The following is a 20219-nucleotide window of genomic DNA, read 5'->3' on the forward strand; positions in this document are numbered from 1 at the left end:
CCGCTCCTTTGCAATAAAACAAGAACTAGAGCACCTTGCCCTAGTTCTAAATGGACACGCTTATTGATAGATAGAGTCTTCAGAATGGAACTTGTCTGCGACGACCGTTTTCTTGATGTTGTTCTTATTGACCGCAATTGGTTTGAGCAACCAAGCAGGTACGTCTTTTGTTCCGTTATTTAGCACAGCGTTTGATTTAGGCGCTTCGTCGCTTCCCAATTCAACCGCAATTTCAGCCGCGCGATCCGCTAGAATGCTAATTGGTTTGTAAACCGTCATGGTTTGAGTACCATTTACAATTCGGCGAATTGCTGCAAGGTCGGCATCTTGGCCAGAAATAGACACTTTGCCAGCCAGTCCTTGCGCATCTAGAGCTTGGATTGCGCCGCCTGCTGTTGAGTCGTTTGATGCAACCACAACATCGATATTGTTGTTATTGGCTGTTAGAGCGTTCTCCATGATTTTAAGCGCGTTTTCAGCTAACCATGAATCAACCCATTGATCGCCAACAACCTTAATGTCTCCGGAATCGATTTTTGATTGCAGTACATTCATTTGTCCTTTTCTGAACAATTTCGCGTTGTTATCTGTTGGCGCACCACCCATCAAAAAGTAGTTACCGTTTGGTTTGTTTTCTAACATTGCAGTCGCTTGCATTTCACCGACTTTTTCGTTGTCGAACGACAAGTAAAAATCAATGTCAGCGTTGTTAATTAGGCGGTCGTAAGCCAAGACTTGAATACCGTCTCGTTTTGCTTCTGCAATAACATTACTTAGTACTTCTCCGTTGTAAGGAATGATCACCAACACGTCAACGCCACGCGATATCATGTTTTCAATCTGTGCTATTTGAGTTTGTTCATTACCGTTTGCCGACTGAACATACACTTTCGCGCCAAGCTCTTCCGCTTTATCAACAAAGATATCTCGGTCTTTTTGCCAACGTTCTAAGCGAAGATCGTCAATCGCCATTCCGATTTTTACTGTGTCAGCTAATGCAGGAGTGGCAGCAAATGCAATTACTGCAGTACAGAGTAGAGAAATTACCTTTTTCATTATATTTTCCTTTTTTTTTCACTACGACTTAATTAAGCCCAATTAATAGCGAGCACAATTAAACTAGCGTCAAATTCAGATTCTTGCCTTTCGCTTTTCTATTACTCTTTTTACGTTATTTTGTTTTTCTACCAAGGTGTGATGGTGGTTATAAAAGCAGCATGATTACAGTCTGCAATTAATCGAAATCGTGCATATAGGAGAGATTCAAGGGGGATTTAGGAAGATAACTGTGAATGACAGCACATTATCGGGGGTGAGTGTGAAATGTAGTCACGGAACTAGGTTTAATATAATTGAGTTGTCAATGAACAGGTTCACATAGCCTTGAAAAATAATAAGTGAAATACGCAAAATATAAATGAATAAATGGTAAAAACTCGCAATTAGTCGTCATTTTTACCGACCTAAGAACTAATTAAAGTTTATTTTCTCATTTAGCTTATTTGTTTAAAAAAGGTGAAACCAATAGATCATTCACCTTTTATCGCTCATCTAATTGGTGCTAATCGCAGTCACAATCTCAACATCGATTTCAGTATCAATATCGCTATCAAATTTGACTGCGACTGAAATTACAGCAACAACTCTTCTACCTCACAGACCATCTTCCAGTTTTTAGGAAGCACGTGCTTGCCACCTTGAACTTTTACGGTAGCACGATGTTCTATTTGACTCGACGAACGCCCTATCATCAGTTCAAACTCACCGCCTTCAACCACACGGCGGTGCTGACCATCAGTAAAGTTAAGCATATCGACCGGTAAACGGAACATCACTGATTTTGTTTGACCAGCTTGAATCGATACTTTGTTGAACCCTTTTAGTTCCTTGACAGGGCGAACCACTGAGCAAATTTTATCGCGCACATACAACTGCACGACTTCTGCACCATCGCGGCTACCACTGTTGGTCACCTCAACGCTCATTTCGATCATATCGTCGAATGTCACCTCATCACAATTGAGCGATACATTGGCGTAATCAAACTGGGTGTAACTGAGGCCATAGCCAAAGTTGTATGCCGAACCAAAGTGGTAAGCAATCGGGGTACCCGCACTCTTTAGCTTGTGATTATAGAAGTATGGCACAGCTCCAACGTTCTTTGGAATGGATAAGGTTAAGCGACCACTTGGGTTCACTTTACCCGAAATGACATCGCATATAGCGCTTGCGCCCTCTTGCCCCGGAGCCCAGCCATACACGATTGCAGCGGCTTCCTCTTCTGCTCTTCCTAGTTGATATGGTCGACCTCCGGTAACGAGCACAACAATCGGTTTGCCCGTGTCCAGTAGTTCGTCGAGCATCTGTTGCTGCACACCTGGCAACATTAGCGAGTCGGTATCAGAACCTTCACCTACAGTTCCAGTTTGGAACAACCCAGCAAGGTCGCCAACACAAGCTACGACCACATCGCTGTTTATCGCGACATCAACCGCACCCGCGATATGAGAGGTATCTTGGCTAATTGGTGATGTCATCGCTTGACCAATCGCAAGGTCAACATCTCCTGGGAAAACAGGCGCATTGGCGTGACGCTCAGTTAATATATCGCAGCCTTTATGATAATTCACCGATTCAAACTGTTGTTGGAAGATGTTCAACAAGGTTTTAGACACTTGTTCATCGCTATCAGATTCGCTCAAAATTAGATGTACTGGGAAACTGTAGCCTCCTAACAACGCTAGTTGATCGTCAACCGTCGCGCCTACCAAACCGAGTGTCGTTTGGGTATTAAGAGGCAAGGTACCGTCATTTTTGAGCAGCACTATGGATTCACTCGCGATTTGATAAGCGAGTTCACGGCTAGATTCCGTGTGTAAAGGCGTAGTAGGAACTTCGCAATAGGGATTTTCGAACAAACCCATTTCGAATTTAACGCTTAAGATCCTAGCCACAATTTCGTCGATTTTTTCAATTGAAATAAGGCCTTGATCAATGGCGTTAGTGAGGCGTTCCGCGCAGGCATCGTCAGGAAGTTCGATGTCTAAACCCGCATTGAATGCAAGCGCCGCCGCTTGTGCGTTGTTTTCTGCAATTGCATGGTGCGATGCAAGCAATTCGACGCCACCATAATCCGCAACAACAAGCCCATCAAAGCCCCACTCTTCTCTTAACACTTGCGTCAATAAATGATGAGAAGCGTGGCAAGGTTCGCCGTCAATATCATGGTACGCAGGCATTACCGAACCCGCATTAGCGAGTTTGACCGCCATTTCGAATGGCAACATGAACGTATCGTTGAGTTCTTTAAAGCCAAGGTTTACAGGCGCGTGATTACGCGCGCCTTCACTGGCTGAGTGACCAACGTAATGCTTGAGTGTGGCAAACACATCTCGGTTTGGCCCTTGCAAGCCGCTCACATAATGACTTGCCATTACACCAGCGAGATAAGGGTCTTCGCCTAACGTTTCTTCTGTTCTTCCCCACCGCACATCACGCGATACATCAAGAACGGGAGCTAAACCTTGCTTTGCCCCAACCATTTTAACTTGTCGGCCAATATCGGCTGCCGCAGCTTCAATCAAAGCCGGGTTCCATGTATGCCCATAGTTTAGTGACGATGGATATAACGTTGCACCTTGCGCCATTAAACCCACTAAACATTCCTCGTGAGGAATCGCAGGAATGCCTAAGCGCGTTTGCTCAACCAAATATTGCTGAAACTTATTGAGCGCTTTAACGCCCGCTTGTGCATCAACAGTATGGGTACCAAGTGCGCGTGTAATTTGGCCCAAGCCATGCTTGATTTTGTCATCAAGACTGCGCGAGTCAGTACCAGAAACCATTTCCAAACCGCGTTCTTTATGATCGCCATTTTCATCTAACAGCAGCCACTGCGCGCCGAGTTGAGCTATTTTTTCTTCTAACGTCATGCGAGCCAATAAGTCTTCCACTCGCTGTGCCACTGAATATTCCGGTTGTTTGTAAATCACCATTGTTCACCTCTATATGATGTATGGCGTTACTATCTCCGAAATTCATATTCAATACGTTAAGGTAAAACTCACTTACGAAATCCAACACGACGCTTGCCAGATTCATAACAGTTGAGGGGGAAATCAAGTAAAACGGTTGTTATTTTTCCTAAATGCTATAGGAGTGAGCCCAAATTGCTTAATGAAAACTTGAGATAAATAAGACTGACTTGGGTAACCCACCTGCTTGGCGATAACGTCCAGTTTTTCAGATGTTGTAGACAATAGTTGTTTTACCTTTTCTAATCGAAGGCGCGTTACATAATGGTGCGCCGTCACACCATGTGCGATCAAAAATCTCGTATCCAAGGTTTTACGAGACACTCGACAATGATCCGTCACCTGTTTGATTTTGATATTGAGATGGTAATGATTTCGAATATACCCTTCCGCTTTAATGACTATCTGGTCAGCATTGTCTTGCGAAATGGTAGTGTGCCCTTGAATCAATTTATACGACGAGAACTTGGTATGGTGCGGTTTTTTGAAGCGCAGCGTTTTCTGTAAGGTTTCTACACATAATTTGCCCAATTCGACGGGGTTGAGCTCAACCGAACTGAGAGGCATCGGCGATAACATTCGCTCAGTGTCATCATAATCTGTGCCGATGATCGACACCTCTTCGGGCACGCTCACACCTAATGTGTGACACAAATTTGCAAGACGGCGCGCTGAGCGATCAGATGAACAATACACGCCCATCGGAAACGCTTTGTTGTGTATTGCTTTTTCTACGTCATCGACAACCGCAAGCCCCGCGGCTTGCGCAGTTTGTTTGAATGAAACATGGCGCTCTTTACTCCACGGGAACACACAATCTTGTTGGTTAGCAAAATAACCGACACTTGTAATCCCTGTGGCTTCAAGCCCTTGCAATGCGGTAATCGCTAACCCTCTGTTATCTAAAATCACAGAAGATAAACGAGAAGGAATCACCTCAATTTGGTGATTGCTGTACACTACGGCTTTTGCCGACAATGAATCAACGATGTGATTAATATGCGGTTTGTCGTAATCCGCGATAACGTAATCCCAGTCGCGCGACAAGATGTATTCTAAATTTGATGAGCACTCTAGATGAAGCTCTACCTTGATGCTCGACTCATCGACTTTAGCCTTGATGCCTTTCAATATTTCGCGATCGTAATAGATCATACTGTCTAACAGCAACAACAACGTCTTCACTCTTTTTTCTCCAATGATGCTCTGGGGAATATCGCTCCCTTCAGATAGCAAAAGTGCCCCACAACTAAGTGGGGCAACAAGAGTTCATCAGGAGCGATAAACTCTGGGGGTTAGGTCGTTCCGCTCTGTGCTCGATGGCACAAGGCGAGTTTTATCCTAGCTCAGCGTTATGCACGCTCGCTTTTTGTTCTTGCTTCTTTTTTGCATCAAGCAATAGAAGCGCTTTAATTTGATCAAGCTTCTTGTTATCAAGTCGATAGAACATCATGAATATCGCCAAAGAAGCGAATATGACGCCAGGTATTACCGTAAACAACAGATTAATTGCAGTGACCACTTGGTCAGATTGGGTTTCCGATCCGCCGACATAACCTGCACCCGCTAAAACCCAACCCACCGAAGCGCCACCAATCGCAATACCTAATTTAATCGCAAACAAATTGGTAGAAAACACCATGCCACTCAAAGAGCGATTACTGCGCGTCTTCTCGTAGTCAACCACATCCGACATCATGCTCCACAAGATAGGCGTAGTACTCATTTGAATCACTCCCAACATGATAACTAGAGCAAACACCATATAAATATTCGTTGGATCAACTAAGAACAATAGTGCCGACAAAAAGCTAGAAACAACAATTAAGACGCGATAGATTTTAGGCTTATCAAATTTGCCGAGTAACGGTGCAGAAGCCATTGCACCCACAATATTTGCCAACATACCTGCGACCATGAATGTGGTGGCAAGATCCGCTCTTCCCATTACGGTATTCACGTAATACATGGTTGAAGCACCTTTAAGTACGACTCCGGTAAGCAAAACCACATTCACAATGAATAACACTCGCCACTGATTGTTTTTCATCAACAGCTTTAGATCTTCAACCACAGATTGTTTGGCTTCATCTTCAGGAACACATCGTTCTTTTGTGTTGGCAAAGCAAATGAAAAACAAACCAATCGCACCCAAGCCCATAACAGCCATCGCGCCAACGTAACCTTTTTGAACATCACCTTGACCAATAACATCCACGAGTGGAAGCGCCACCATTGCCACGACCAATCCACCAGCAGTACTTAAAGCGAATCGATAAGATTGCAGTGAAGTTCGCTCGTTAGAATCATTGGTCATAGCATTTGCCATTGCGCAATAAGGTACATTGATGGCGGTATACATAATGGTGAGGAAAATATACGACGCGTACGCATAAGCAATTTTACCAGTTTCGCCGACATCAGGCGTATAAAATGCAAACATACAAGCCGCACCGAAAGGAACCGCCATCCATAGAAGATATGGGCGATAACGACCATGCTTGGTACGAGTTCGGTCCACAATTGATCCCATAATAGGGTCGGTTACCGCATCAATAAAACGAACAAGAAGAAACATAGTGCCCATATGCGCAGGCGATAGGCCATAAATATCGGTATAAAAATAGGCAAGAAAGAGCATCACGGTTTGCCATACAAAGTTACAACCAGTATCACCTAAGCCGTAAGCTACCTTTTCTCTCACCGATAACTTTATCGTATTCATTATTTTCTCCAAGGAACAATATTTATCTGGTTATTATTTTTCTAGCTTTGGAAAAAATTATCAACTTGCTCAATATCGTAACGTAATTACGATATTTATTATGTGTGATTCAACGCAGGTAATCCAACAAATGAAATCGACTGGAACCATAAAAATCAATGAGTTAAAAAAACAACCAAGATTAATCAATATAAATAATAGTGTTTTTTGAGAGGTTGAGCACATTTAATAAATTCAAGAAATTTGGTATCAAAAAACATAATTGATGAGGCCACGAAAAAAATAAAATATAGCTAACGAAATACGTCCACAACGATTAAACGACTAACTGGAACTTTAGCTATGACTGATTTCTTTAAACACATTAATAAAATACAATTTGAAGGCACTGAATCTTCAAATCCACTTGCTTTCCGTCATTACGATGCCGACAAAATGATCCTTGGCAAAAGCATGAAAGACCACCTTCGTTTTGCAGCTTGCTACTGGCACAACTTCTGCTGGCCGGGCTCTGATGTTTTCGGTGCTGGCACGTTCGACCGCCCTTGGCACAAAAATGGCGACGCCATGGAAATGGCCAAAATGAAAGCCGATACCGCGTTCGACTTCTTCTCTAAACTCGATGTTCCTTATTACTGCTTCCACGACACCGATGTGGCACCAGAAGGCAACTCCATCAAGGAATACGTGAACAACTTCCAAGCAATGGTCGATGTGCTTGAACAAAAGCAATCGGAAACCGGCCTTAAACTGCTTTGGGGTACGGCGAACGCTTTCTCCAACCCACGTTATATGTCGGGTGCGGGAACTAACCCTGATCCGAAAGTATTCGCTTACGCGGCAACACAAATTTTCAACGCGATGGGCGCAACTCAGCGCCTGGGTGGCGAAAACTACGTTTTATGGGGTGGTCGTGAAGGCTACGAAACTCTACTAAACACGGACTTACGTCAAGAACGCGAGCAGTTAGGCCGCCTAATGCAGATGGTGGTTGAGCATAAACATAAGATTGGCTTTAAGGGTGCGATTTTAATTGAACCTAAACCACAAGAGCCAACCAAACATCAATACGATTACGATACCGCAACGGTTTACGGTTTCTTGAAACAATTCGGCCTAGAGAACGAAATCAAGGTGAACATTGAAGCGAACCATGCCACGCTTGCGGGTCACAGTTTCCATCATGAAGTTGCGACCGCAACGTCTTTAGGCTTGTTTGGTTCTATTGATGCCAACCGTGGCGACCCTCAACTGGGTTGGGATACCGACCAATTCCCGAACAGCGTGGAAGAAAACACGTTAGTGATGTACGAAATTCTTAAAGCAGGTGGTTTCACCACAGGTGGCTTCAACTTTGATGCTCGCGTTCGTCGCCCTTCTATTGATGGCGAAGACTTGTTCCACGGCCACATTGGCGGCATGGACACCATGGCACTGTCTTTAGAGCGCGCTGCCGACATGATTGAAAACGATGTGTTGTCTAAGAAAATTGCTCAACGTTATGCGGGTTGGAACGAAGACCTAGGTAAGAAGATCCTAAACGGTGACCTTAACCTTGAAACGCTAGCTAAGCATACTGTAGACAGCAACATTTCTCCGGTTAAAGCATCTGGCCAACAAGAACATCTAGAAAATATTGTCAACGGCTTCATCTACAAGTAATTGTTGGGCGTTGTTTAGACCAAGTCCAAGTGTTCTCAGGGGGAGTATCACTTGGACTTTTTTATATCTACGATAACGAGATCATCATGACACTGACCATTCAAAACCCCGTACTAAAAGGCTTTAACCCTGACCCATCTATTGTTCGTGTAGGCGATGATTATTACATCGCTACTTCTACCTTCGAATGGTTTCCCGGCATACAAATCCACCATTCTAAAGATTTGGTGAATTGGCGGCTAATTGGTCACGTGCTCACTCGTTCATCTCAATTAGATATGAAAGGAATGGATAATTCAGAAGGCGTTTATGCCCCGGCACTGTCTTATTCAGATGGAAAATTTTGGGTCTGCTTTTCCAACGTTCATTCGTGTCGTGGTGGTAACTGGATGGCAACACCAAGCTTTGTTGTTACCGCAGAAAATATTGAAGGCCCTTGGAGCGAACCTGTATCAATTGGCAACTACGGTTTTGATCCATCAATGTTCCACGATGATGACGGTAAGAAATACATGCTGAATATGGTATGGGACGGACGTGCCAACGAGAACTTTTTCGGCGGTATCGTTATGCAGCAATTTGACCCAGCCAAAAACACGCTAATTGGCAAGCCACAGAACATCTTCAAAGGAACTCAGTTAGGTTGCACTGAAGGCCCGCAGATGCTCAAAAAAGAAGGTTACTACTACTTGATCACGGCTGAAGGCGGTACGTCTCGCGATCACGCTGTCACCGTTTGCCGTTCAAATAATCTTTTGGGGCCTTATGAAATCCACCCCGAAAACCCTATTCTCACTAGCCGCTTTCAAGAGCAAGCAGAACTTAGCCGAGCTGGCCATGGGTTTTTAGTAGAAACACAACAAGGTGAATGGTATTTAACGCACCTGTGTGGTCGCGGTATACCCAACCCTGAGGGATACCAGTTCATTCCTAAATATGACAACAACTTTTGTATTCTTGGCCGAGAAAGTGCAATTCAAAAAGCACATTGGCACAATGGATGGCCTTACGTGTCTACTGGGAAAACCCCAGCGGTTCAAGTGCAAGCACCCGATCTTGCTGCTTGTCCTTGGCCAGTGTTAGACGCAAGAGATGAATTTGATGACAGCACTTTAAGGCTTGAATATCAAACCTTGCGCGAACCTTTCACCGAACAATGGGGTTCGTTAACTGAACGTCCTGGATACCTACGTTTAAAGGGTCGCCATTATCTTAGCTCTCGTTATGAACAGAGCTTGATCGCCCGTCGATTCCAATCCTTCTATGCTAGCGCCGAAACCAAAATGGAGTTTGCTCCAAACACTCCCTACGAAATGGCAGGATTGTGCGCCTATTACGCCCGAAACGGTCACTATTTCTTGAAGATGACCGCGAATAACAGCGGTCAACGTGTGTTGAAAATCGTGGGTAATATTAACGATCAGTATGAAGAATATGGCTCAGAAGTGACCATCGGCGATGCTTCCGTTGTATGGATGAGGCTCACTCTTAATAAACAGTGGTATCAGTTTAGCTATTCACTCAATGGTGACACATGGCACAACATCGGCCCAGCACTGAACAGCACACCACTGTCAGATGAGGGTGGCCCTGATATCTTCCGATTTACGGGAACATTCGCGGCTCTTTACGCTGCCGATATTACCGGGCAAGGCAAACACGCCGACTTCGATTACTTTGAGTACCGCGAAAACACAGAACCTTTATAGACATTCATTCCAAAAGCCAGTAATCACCGACTTACATCAACTTATTTTCTATTACTACCCCCTTTAGCACTCACTTTTTTGAGTGCCAAACCCGATATCAATAAGCGTGTAATTTGGGTGTCAAACCGGAGATCTAGTGCTTATCACAATAGTGAAAAAACGTAATTCGCGTGAAAATAAACGCCATTTTGTGGCGAGTTAGCTCCGATATACTGGTTTAAACATTCGTTAACTAAATTATAAACTTAGTGAGTAAACATCATGACTGAAACTACCATTGAAGCTACGCCATTGAGTGACGCTGAAGCTGTCACCGCTCGCGATTTAGAACGCGCAAGCCAACTTAACCCTATTTCTTCACCACTCGTCACCCACATGTATACTGCCGATCCTTCTGCTCATGTATTTGACGGCAAGATTTATATCTACCCGTCTCATGATGTTGAGACCGGACAGCCATTAAATGATGATGGCGACCATTTTGACATGCGTGACTACCATGTTATTTCACTTGATCGCCCGTTTGGCAAAACCACCGATCATGGCAATGCACTCGACGTTAACGATGTAAAATGGGCGGAACGTCAAATGTGGGCACCTGATGCCGCAGAAAAAGATGGCAAGTACTATCTGTATTTTCCTGCCAAAAATTACGACGGCATCTTTCATATTGGCGTTGCCGTAAGCAATCGTCCTGAAGGCCCATTTGAACCACAAGACACACACATTGATGGATCATTTAGTATTGACCCTGCCGTGTTCGCAGATGATGACCAACAGTACTACATGTATTTTGGTGGCTTATGGGGTGGTCAGTTACAAAACTGGCGAAATGGCGAATACGGTGAAGAGATTTACCCAGCAGACGATGAGCCAGCATTGTTACCTTTGGTCGCTAAACTGAGTGAAGACATGCTCAATTTAGCCGAGCCTGCTCAAGAAATTCAAATTTTAGATGAACACGGAAAACTGCTCACTGCTGGTGATATTGACCGCCGTTATTTTGAAGGGCCGTGGTTACATAAACATGAAGGTACTTATTACTTCTCGTATTCGACTGGCGATACGCACAATATCGTGTATGCCACAAGCCAATCTCCATATGGCCCTTTTATCTACCAAGGCGTGATCTTAGAACCCGTATTGGGCTGGACGACTCATCACTCCATTGCACAATACCAAGGAAAGTGGTTCTTGTTTTACCACGACAGTTCACTGTCTGGCGGGCAAACTCACTTACGTAGTATAAAAATGACCGAATTAACACACAATGCCGATGGTTCCATTCAAACCATCAAACCCTACTTCGACTAACGGGCTTATTTATAAGTGGTTTGCGAATAAGTACAGTTGCCGCGATTACAGTTAACGCTAGTTCAATTAACCTAAGCACTTGTAGAGAACGTACCTTTAACTTGAGTACCTTCAACGAAAGTTCAGTTAAGTCATGCAGCGTTAAACGCACACAACATAAGCTACACATAAAACAACGCCGGGTATTAAGAGAAATCTCCTTATACTCGGCGCTTTTGTTCATCAAGATATCGATAAAACACAATGACTAACGATCGGTTGGAATCAATCCTTCAATGAGCGACGTGCGCCATTGCATTGCTTCCGCATCGTATGCTCCAAATCCTGCACTGTATTCCCAGTAGTGCCAACTAAAACCACGTTTTTCTGATTCTCTCGCGATAAACGCTGTCCAAGCGCGTTGATCTTCCGCTTTAGAAAACTGGCTGTATACGCCAAATTCACCAATATTCACTTCGAACTCACGCCCTGGTTGATCGTTCCATTGCGCGACAGCATCAAGGTACATAAACAAGGTTTGTTGCTCAGCATCACTGCCTAACCATCGAGTTCCTATCCAGTCACTGGCTCCTTCTGTCCAATCGGCGCCTTGATGAGTGAACTTAAAGGGTTCGTAGAAATGAACCGTAATAATAGTATTACTGGCATTACATGCAGCCGGTAAATTCAAATCAGGCAACTTAAATGGCCCGCCCCAATCGGCTGTACCTACCATAATTTTACGTTGTTCGAGGCCGTTATTCTGCTCTCTCGCCTTATCAGTCCAAAGCACGCTGACTAAGTCATCAATCAGAATATTCCATTCATCAACACCAACCACTTCATGAGGTTCATTCAACAGCTCAAACACCAGTTGATCTTGCGGGTAACGGCTAAGAGGAAATTGGTCGGCTAATTGCGCCCAAATTGCTTTTAAACGCGCTAGGTGCAGTTCAAATTCACCTTGGTTGTAGAACAGCTCTTCGTAATGGTGAGTATTGATGATAACTCTTAACCCTTGTTGAATAGCTTCATCAACCACTTGCTGTACTCGCGCTAAAAATACTGGCTCTATCGTATAAGGTGCACCTTCCATTGCATGCGCACTCCAACGAATTGGCACTCTCACACTCGCAAAACCTGCATTGTGAATGTTATCAAAGTCACTCGGTTGAATCAGTCGATTTGCATTCCACTCACCTTCGTAATTAGGCGACTCTAAGTAGTTTCCCATATTGATGCCACGACCTAAAAAGCTGTGCGCTAATCCATTCGTCTCATTCCAATCATACAAGTCGCTGTAGTACGCTTCATTTAATACCACGTGCGCTTCTTCAGAGCTTCCACTTGAAGAACCACACCCAGAATTGAATAACAATCCTACCAATACTGCACTCAACGATATTAAGCTGCGTATTTTCACTGTTCTTACTCCATTACTATTCTGTTACCAGTGGAGCACACCGCCCTTTATTCCTTTGTGGCAGTTATCACAGCACACTGATAATTTTGAATAAATAAGAATTCAATCATGCTTTCATGACACGAGAATTCATGGTTTATATGTGCAAGCGAGGTGCCTATCACACAAGGGGTTAATGACGAAACTCGGCAATAATGTCGGTTTGATCTTTCGCGACGTCCTAGCACGCGCCGCTTCAATCGCCGCGTTCAATGCCAACAAGTTGGCTTGCCCTGTAATGACGGTGATCACGTCTAAAATACTGCAAATAACGCGCGACTGTGCGACGCTTTATCAATTACAAATAACGCCTTATTAAGCTGCACTTCTGTATCTAGTTGGCTTAACGCATCCATTAACCATGGTAGGTTAGACGTGAGCTCATGGTTACCTTGCTCTTTTATGAGTTGATGATCATTTTTTAAAATCAGTAGGTTTAAAATCGTCAGCTATAACCGATAAGCCAAGTCGACAACGTTAGTCGGTAAACTAGAACAGCCACCTAAATCGATTCGTTAAGTTGATAAGCTAAGTCGGCAAATTAACAGCAACGAAAAAGGGTGACGCTGTGCGTCACCCTTTGTTAGCAGAGCTTAATCTGCAATGAGTTTTGTAAGCTCCTCACCAAGGTAAGCAATGTTGCTTCCTGGCACTGGATACAATTGATATTTACGCCCCTCTTCATCACCATCGTTATCTGAAAGTGCTATGTTCCACATTACACCCTCTCCAGATTTCATCGGTGCTTCAAGCTCAATCGCAAAGAACAGTTGAGTACCATCTGCATTCCATTGTGCATTGTATTCACCTTGGTAGCCCACATCCTCAAAATCTTGCCCTACGACAGTTCGGAACTGGGTAAAGCCTTTATCGCCACGCTGCAAAAATACTTCAACGTTATCATTTTCGTAGGTTTGTTCCATTGACGTCACGGTAATGTCATCCACTCGATTAACCACCCCATATAGCCAGTTTTGGTGATAACCTACCGTCCAAGTTCCGGCAAAATTGTCGCCTTTAGCTACAGACATATCACGCTGGTTCAACTGGTTAAACGCAAATGAATACTGATAACCTTGTTGCCATACTGCATCATCAGCACCGCTTGGTTTGCTTGTCAACTTAGACGCTTTAAAAGCTGGTGGAGTTGAAACCGGCACTGTAGACAGCACAGCATTTTGACCATTCATAAACAATTCACCAAACTCTTCACCTTGCCAACCAATGTTAGTGCCCGTGAGAGGATACAACTGAGCATGTCGGCTTCCTGAGCTATCTTTACTGTCGTTATCCGACAACGCGATATTAAAGCCTAAGGTTTCGCCCACTAAATCTTGATAGTTTGAAAATGAAATGTTGAAGTCGAAAACAGTGCCGTCAGCATTCCATGCGCCCGTCGCTTTGCCCGGGAACTCGAGTGGAGCAAAGTCTTGACCCACGACAGAACGGAATTGCCAGAATTGCTCACCAATGCGAACAAACACTTCCACGTTGTCATTTTCATGCAACTGAACATTGTTCGTTACGGTACTGCTGTCTTCACGGCGAACTTGGCCGATGATCGCATTATTGTGATACCCCACCGCCCACTTACCATCAATAACATCACGTTGTGGCAGTGTTTGATTGCGTCCGCCAAGCTGATTGTACCCAAATGGGTAAAACACCACTTCTTCGGCATTAAATTGATCAGACGTTAGTGCTTTAGCGTTAAACGGTTGAACGTAACGTTGCATATTGCTCATATCGGTTACTGGCTCATAACTAAAGTTACCCGTTACCGCATCAACCAAGACGCCTTGGATCGCGTAATATGCAGGCTTAGGCTGATAATTTTCATCAAATATTAGTGCACGCCCGTAACCATTAAACCAACTAGGAACCCACGAATACTTATCCGTGACCCCCCACATTGTGAACATATCAACCTCAGGGTAATACGCCGCGAGCTTCATGAGCTTTTCGTAACGATTCGCTTGGTCTTGCAATGCGAAGTTGTCTTGCCCATCACGAATACGTACATCAATTTCGGTAAAGTGCGTATCTAAACCTAACTCCGAGATACGTTCAATATTGCGGGCAATAGACGCATCACTGAGCGCATTATCACCCGTTAAGTGCAGTTGCGTGCCGATACCATGGATTGGCACACCTTTCTCAAGCAATTTTTCTACGTGACGGTAAACGGCGTTTGATTTGGCGTTCATTCCTTCCGTTGAGTAATCATTGTAGAAAAGCAATGCATCAGGATCCGCTTCATGAGCGAATCTAAATGCCAACTCTATGTAGTCTTCACCTAAAGTTCGATACCATAACGTATCGCGAAAGCCACCAGTGTCATCAAACGCTTCGTTCACCACATCCCAGTAGGCGACTTTACCTTTGTAATGGCCGACGACTGTTTTAACGTGGTTTTCTAGTACCTGAGTCAGCTCTTCTTTTGTCCATTTCGTATCTTCTAACCACTTAGGGTTCTGGATATGCCAAACTAACGCGTGTCCTTTAACAGCCATATTATTTTCTAATGCAAATTCAACCAGTTCGTCAGCTTTAGAGAAATCAAATTGACCGCGTTGCGGTTGTACATAGCTGAACTTCATTTCGTTTTCTGGGGTGATTTGAGAATACTCACGAATCACCGTGTCTCGAAACATGGGGTCGTTTAAATGACGAGTTTCAAATGCTGTTCCCACTGCGAGGTTGATTTGATCAGCCAACGCTTTGAGTGATAACTCGGAACGAGATTGGGTTGCTTCAGCTGCTGTGTTGGCTGATTTAGATTCATTAGCAGATATAGAATTATTGGCATTGTTACTGCACCCAAACAACGTGGCAGCAAATAGCGTCGGTAACAGCACCGGTAAAAATGTCTTCTTCATTAGCAATTATCCTTATAATTTATAGCGCGATGCCCGCTCATCAATTCGATAAAGCGGGCATCACGCTGATGGTACTTATCCTTTAACCGCACCGGCTGTGAGTCCGTCAATTAGGCGTCGAGAAGCCATGATGAACAAGAACAATAGCGGCAGAACCGCAATCGCAGCTCCTATAGACACCGCGCCCCATGGCACTTGACCCGTTCCTTGAAGCGCTCGTAACGCCAGTGGAACCGTGAACATTTTCATGTCGTTCATAACAACCAATGGGCCCATGAAGTTGTTCCACGTTCCGATGAACGTAATCAAACCCAATGTTCCAAATGCTGGCTTAATCAACGGCACAATCACTCGGTAGTAAATCTTAAATTCACCACAACCATCCATGCGAGCGGCTTCGACTAACTCTTTAGGAATTGAGCTCGAAATAAACTGACGCATCATAAAGATACCCATCGCACCACACGCCGCTGGGACGATCAGAGCTTTAGGATCGTTCATCCAGCCAATGGTAGACATGATCATCGCGGTTGGAATCATGCCTAAAAATGGCGGTAGCAACATGGTCGCCATAATGCCAACAAACATAGCATTCTTGAATTTAAAATCGAACATCGCAAACGCGTAACCTGCCAACGAACAAAACAGTAGGTTCAACGCTGTTACGATAACCGCAACATACAAACTCAAGCCTAAGTTGTGCCAAAAGTACGGTAGAAATTCCAACAAGGTATTGAAGTTCTCAACCAAATACTCACCAAAAAAGATGGGCGGTGGCACCGACAAGATACCGGTATTCGAATGCGATGAAAAAATAAACATGAAGTAAAATGGCGCGAGCATTATTAATGCTCCTAAGGCGACAATAATGTAGGCAATGAGCCTGTCTTTTTCTATTTTCATGATCATTGGTTGTTACCACCTAGAAGTTTGTTATTCACGAGCGTCAAACCGGCTATCAGCATAAATAGAATCCATGAAATTGCAGATGCAGTACCAAAGTCACTTTCTACGAATGCAGTAATATACATGTGCATTGCCGCTGTTTTACCTGCTTGGTCGATACCACCAGTACCACCAGTGATAATGAACGGTTCTTCAAATAACTGCAGGTTACCGATAATAGTTAATGTCACAGCGAAGAACGCCATTGGTTTTAGCATTGGTAGCGTGATGTTCCAGAATTGTTGATAACGGCTCGCCCCATCGATAGTGGCCGCTTCGTAAATATCTTTTGGAATGGTTTGTAGCGCCGATAAGTAAAGCACGGTGTTCCAACCCACGAATCGCCAGAATACGACGAAGGAAATCATGTCTTTGGTATACGCGGGTTTGCTCCAGTCAATATTCTCCGTTGGGAAGATCCACGAGAACACTTTGATATCCGCAATTGAGAAGTTGCCTAGCGAGGTCAAAATTTGGTTAACCATACCAAAGTCACGAGAAAACAAAGTGGTGAAAACCAGAGAAATCGCAACCGTCGAAGTAATGTATGGCACAAAATACACACCAATTACTGTGTTACGCATTTTGCTAAAGCTGGTGTGAATAAAGTACGCGAGTGGCAATGCGACTGCGTGTTGAGGAATGCCGGATTTCAGAGCGATCACAACGGTGTTGTAGATCGACTTCTGGAACCATTCATCTTCCAGTGCGAAAACATAGTTTTCTATCCCAACCCACTCCATCGCAGCTAAGCCAGCCGCTGGCTCCCAGTAGTGAAATGAAAGATAGAGTGAAAAAATTAATGGAAACAGTCCGAAAACTCCGAATATCACGAAGAATGGACTCACAAATAAGTAAGGGGCGATTTTATTGCCCTTACGCAACCAAAAGTTTCCCTTTTGCGTTGCCGTTAAATTGGTAGCTAATGAAGAACTCATATATCTCATCCCGACTTGAAAATCATTCGAGTTAGGGCGATTGCCCTAACTCATTACTGCATTAACGACGACGAGCGCGACGTTTAATTTGTTTCTCTGCATTGGCCAGTACTTCGTCGATATCAGCATCGTTCTCAAGCACTTTTTCTAGCGAATCGTTCACAACTTGACGCGCCACTTCGTCGTAACGGTCAACCGTAACCGCAGGAATGTGAGACGCCGCTTCACGCCAAATCAAGCGTGCTTTCTGGTCACCCAAGTAAGCCACTTCTTCGTCAAAGAACGGGTCGGTATGTGTTGCGACTAACGCAGGGAAAGCGTTGATTTCAGTAAAGCCAAGTTTTTGAATTTCAGGGCTTGTCGCCATGAACTCGATAAATTTCCATGCTTCTTCTTTGTGCTCAGCTTTTTTAGGGATGCTGTAGAATGAGCCGCCCCAACTTGCGTAAGAACCATTCGGAAGCTGAGAGGTTCTCCACTTACCTTTTGCTTCTGGAGCAATCCAATCTTGTAAATGCCCACCTAGCCATGCACCCATCAATTGAACGGAAATAGTTCCGCGACGCAGACCTTCTGTCCATTCGTTAGACCAAGCACCAATTTCAGCGTCAATCCCAGCATCGCGGGCTTTTTTCGCTAAACGGAACGCTTCTTTAAAACGAGGAGAATTCACGAGTACGTTATGGTCTTTATCAAAGTAGATACCATCGCCATCCTTTAGATTTGAACGAATATAGATATCCGTGATATCGACAGCGTTAGCGAGCATGTAGTTGCCCGTTTTCTCTTTGATTTTGACACCCGCTTGAATAAACGAGTCCCAATCTTTTAACAGTTCTTCTTCTGTTACACCTGCGGCTTCCAAAATGTCAGCACGATAGAAAGTCGCACCTGGGCCGATGTCGGCAGGAATGCCCGACAACATGCCTTTTGAACTCGTCGCTTGCGACACAGAATAAGGCACAAGCTGCTCTGTAAATTTAGCGGCGTTGTACTGCGGCGCATTTAAATCTTCTAGGCCACCAGATTCTACAAAACGACCGATGTAAGCATATTCGATACCCATGACATCTGGTAAGTTTGCACCCGTTGCCAAAGCCGTTGTCATTGCGTTGTGGTGATCGCCATACGCCAATGTGACTAGGTTTATTTTAATGTCTGGATATTTCGCTTCAAATTTTGGAATCGCCACTTCAGCGACTTGATTAAAATTAGGGAACGAAGCTACCGTAATTTCGGTCGGTGCTGCATAGGCATTGGACGCAAGCAATGTCGCAATAGATAATGATAAAAAGTTGATGTTCGACTTCTTCATGTTCAGTCCTTTGTTATTGTAGAGTGGTAATTTTGTTGTTATCGAAATAATGTGCTTTACGTTTATCGAAGTAGATCGTCATGTCGCCTTCAATGAGTTCTTCTACGTAATGAGTTTCAACCACCACTTTTTTGCCGTTAAACAAACAATCAAGGTGAATAACTGAACCCAGAACTTCAGAGCCAATCACCGTAACGTTTAATGAACGACAAAACTCAGGTTCGATCTCATCTTGATAAAGAGAAAAATCTTGTGGTCGAATACCAATGGACTCGATATCTGCAGAAAGGTCGACATCAGGTAAGCTCAAGTTGATTTCGGTGGTATTGGTATCAAATACGTTGATTTCCGGGCTACCAATGAAACGTGCAACAAATTGGGATTTAGGCTGCTCGAAGATTTCCTTCGGCGTACCAACTTGTTCGATAATGCCATTGTTCAAAATCACAATTCGGTCAGCCAGAGTCATGGCTTCAACTTGGTCATGCGTAACGTAAATGACGGTGGTTTTAACTTTTTCATGCAGCGCGCGAATCTCTTTGCGCATTTGGCCACGAAGTTTTGCGTCTAGGTTTGATAAAGGCTCATCAAACAAAAACACTTCTGGTGTGCGAACCATGGCTCGCCCCATTGCGACACGTTGTCTTTGGCCACCAGAAAGTTCTTTCGGCTTACGATCTAGAAGCGGAGTTAGTTCAAGAACCTTAGCAACATCAGCCACCATTTCTTTACGTGTGGCTCTATCAATTTTCATGTTTTCTAAACTGAAACCGATATTTTCGCCAACCGTCATGTGTGGGTATAATGCGTAGCTTTGAAATACCATGGCTATATTTCGTTCTATAGGGTGAAGCTCATTCACCATAAGATCGTCAATATAAATCTCGCCGCCTGATATTTCTTCTAGCCCTGCGAGCATTCTTAACGTTGTAGATTTACCACAGCCAGAAGGCCCAAGTAATACGATAAATTCCCCATGATTAACCTCTAAGTCAATATCTTTAACGACTTGAGTTTCTCCATAGTTCTTAATCAAATTCTTAAAAGTTACTGATGCCATTTACATCACCTAATTATTTATCTAGTTAAACCGCTTGTTTAAATAGTGTGTAAAAACACCAGTTGGAACAATTATATTTTTTGTTTTCTAATTTACTCTATTTCTTGTTTCGTGGACTTTAAGATAAGAACTAGCCATTGCTCACATATATGAAAAATGGCCAATTTCTTTTATTAAATTTTGAATTGAACAGCTTG

13 protein-coding genes and 1 pseudogene are annotated in these 20219 nt (G+C 43.9%); 3 read left to right on the forward strand and 11 right to left on the reverse strand.

Annotation, left to right across the window (positions count from 1 at the left end):
• Positions 1-60: 60 nt before the first annotated feature.
• The 4 genes from xylF to ACFI6G_RS16200 form a co-directional block, all read right to left on the reverse strand.
• A complete protein-coding gene (gene xylF, locus ACFI6G_RS16185) occupies positions 61-1056 on the reverse strand; it encodes a D-xylose ABC transporter substrate-binding protein (RefSeq protein ID WP_046209657.1) in 996 nt (331 codons plus the stop codon).
• Positions 1057-1631: 575 nt separating this feature from the next.
• Positions 1632-3995 (reverse strand): glycoside hydrolase family 3 N-terminal domain-containing protein, encoded by a 2364-nt coding sequence (locus ACFI6G_RS16190; RefSeq protein ID WP_046209656.1) that lies wholly within the window; start codon positions 3993-3995, stop codon positions 1632-1634.
• A 123-nt stretch (positions 3996-4118) separates the two neighbouring features.
• Entirely contained in the window at positions 4119-5219 is a 1101-nt protein-coding gene (locus tag ACFI6G_RS16195; RefSeq protein ID WP_046209655.1) for a substrate-binding domain-containing protein, read from the reverse strand.
• Between the two features lie 151 nt (positions 5220-5370).
• The gene (locus ACFI6G_RS16200) at positions 5371-6759 is read right to left on the reverse strand and encodes a glycoside-pentoside-hexuronide (GPH):cation symporter (RefSeq protein ID WP_046209654.1); all 1389 of its coding nucleotides are present in this window, start codon (positions 6757-6759) and stop codon (positions 5371-5373) included.
• Between the two features lie 342 nt (positions 6760-7101).
• Between ACFI6G_RS16200 and xylA the strand changes: the two genes are divergently transcribed.
• The 3 genes from xylA (at position 7102) to ACFI6G_RS16215 (ending at position 11444) form a co-directional block, all read left to right on the forward strand.
• Positions 7102-8421: a xylose isomerase gene (gene xylA, locus ACFI6G_RS16205; RefSeq protein WP_261896563.1), complete on the forward strand. Its 1320-nt coding sequence runs from the start codon at positions 7102-7104 to the stop codon at positions 8419-8421.
• A gap of 86 nt (positions 8422-8507) precedes the next feature.
• The gene (locus ACFI6G_RS16210; RefSeq protein ID WP_046209677.1) at positions 8508-10130 is read left to right on the forward strand and encodes a glycoside hydrolase family 43 protein; all 1623 of its coding nucleotides are present in this window, start codon (positions 8508-8510) and stop codon (positions 10128-10130) included.
• Positions 10131-10391: 261 nt separating this feature from the next.
• Complete coding sequence (locus ACFI6G_RS16215) at positions 10392-11444, forward strand: glycoside hydrolase family 43 protein (RefSeq protein ID WP_046209676.1); 1053 nt, start codon at positions 10392-10394, stop codon at positions 11442-11444.
• Between the two features lie 247 nt (positions 11445-11691).
• Here the strand turns inward: ACFI6G_RS16215 and ACFI6G_RS16220 are convergent, their stop codons facing one another.
• The 7 genes and pseudogenes from ACFI6G_RS16220 to ACFI6G_RS16250 form a co-directional block, all read right to left on the reverse strand.
• A complete protein-coding gene (locus ACFI6G_RS16220; protein ID WP_052714407.1) occupies positions 11692-12846 on the reverse strand; it encodes a glycoside hydrolase family 5 protein in 1155 nt (384 codons plus the stop codon).
• A 222-nt stretch (positions 12847-13068) separates the two neighbouring features.
• Positions 13069-13155: pseudogene (locus tag ACFI6G_RS16225) on the reverse strand (methyl-accepting chemotaxis protein); the annotation flags it as partial.
• A 323-nt stretch (positions 13156-13478) separates the two neighbouring features.
• Positions 13479-15764, reverse strand: a complete 2286-nt coding sequence (locus ACFI6G_RS16230) for an endo-1,4-beta-xylanase (RefSeq protein WP_052714406.1) — start codon at positions 15762-15764, stop codon at positions 13479-13481.
• Positions 15765-15839: 75 nt separating this feature from the next.
• Positions 15840-16607 (reverse strand): carbohydrate ABC transporter permease, encoded by a 768-nt coding sequence (locus ACFI6G_RS16235; RefSeq protein ID WP_231576292.1) that lies wholly within the window; start codon positions 16605-16607, stop codon positions 15840-15842.
• A 62-nt stretch (positions 16608-16669) separates the two neighbouring features.
• On the reverse strand, positions 16670-17647 hold the full coding sequence (locus ACFI6G_RS16240) for a carbohydrate ABC transporter permease (RefSeq protein ID WP_046209674.1): 978 nt from the start codon (positions 17645-17647) through the stop codon (positions 16670-16672).
• A 61-nt stretch (positions 17648-17708) separates the two neighbouring features.
• A complete protein-coding gene (locus ACFI6G_RS16245; protein ID WP_046209673.1) occupies positions 17709-18962 on the reverse strand; it encodes an extracellular solute-binding protein in 1254 nt (417 codons plus the stop codon).
• A gap of 13 nt (positions 18963-18975) precedes the next feature.
• Positions 18976-20022 carry an ABC transporter ATP-binding protein gene (locus tag ACFI6G_RS16250; RefSeq protein ID WP_046209672.1) on the reverse strand — a complete coding sequence of 349 codons (1047 nt, stop codon included), beginning with the start codon at positions 20020-20022 and terminating at the stop codon, positions 18976-18978.
• Positions 20023-20219 lie beyond the last annotated feature (197 nt).

The sequence above is a fragment of the Vibrio sp. PSi01 genome (genome assembly GCF_054960695.1).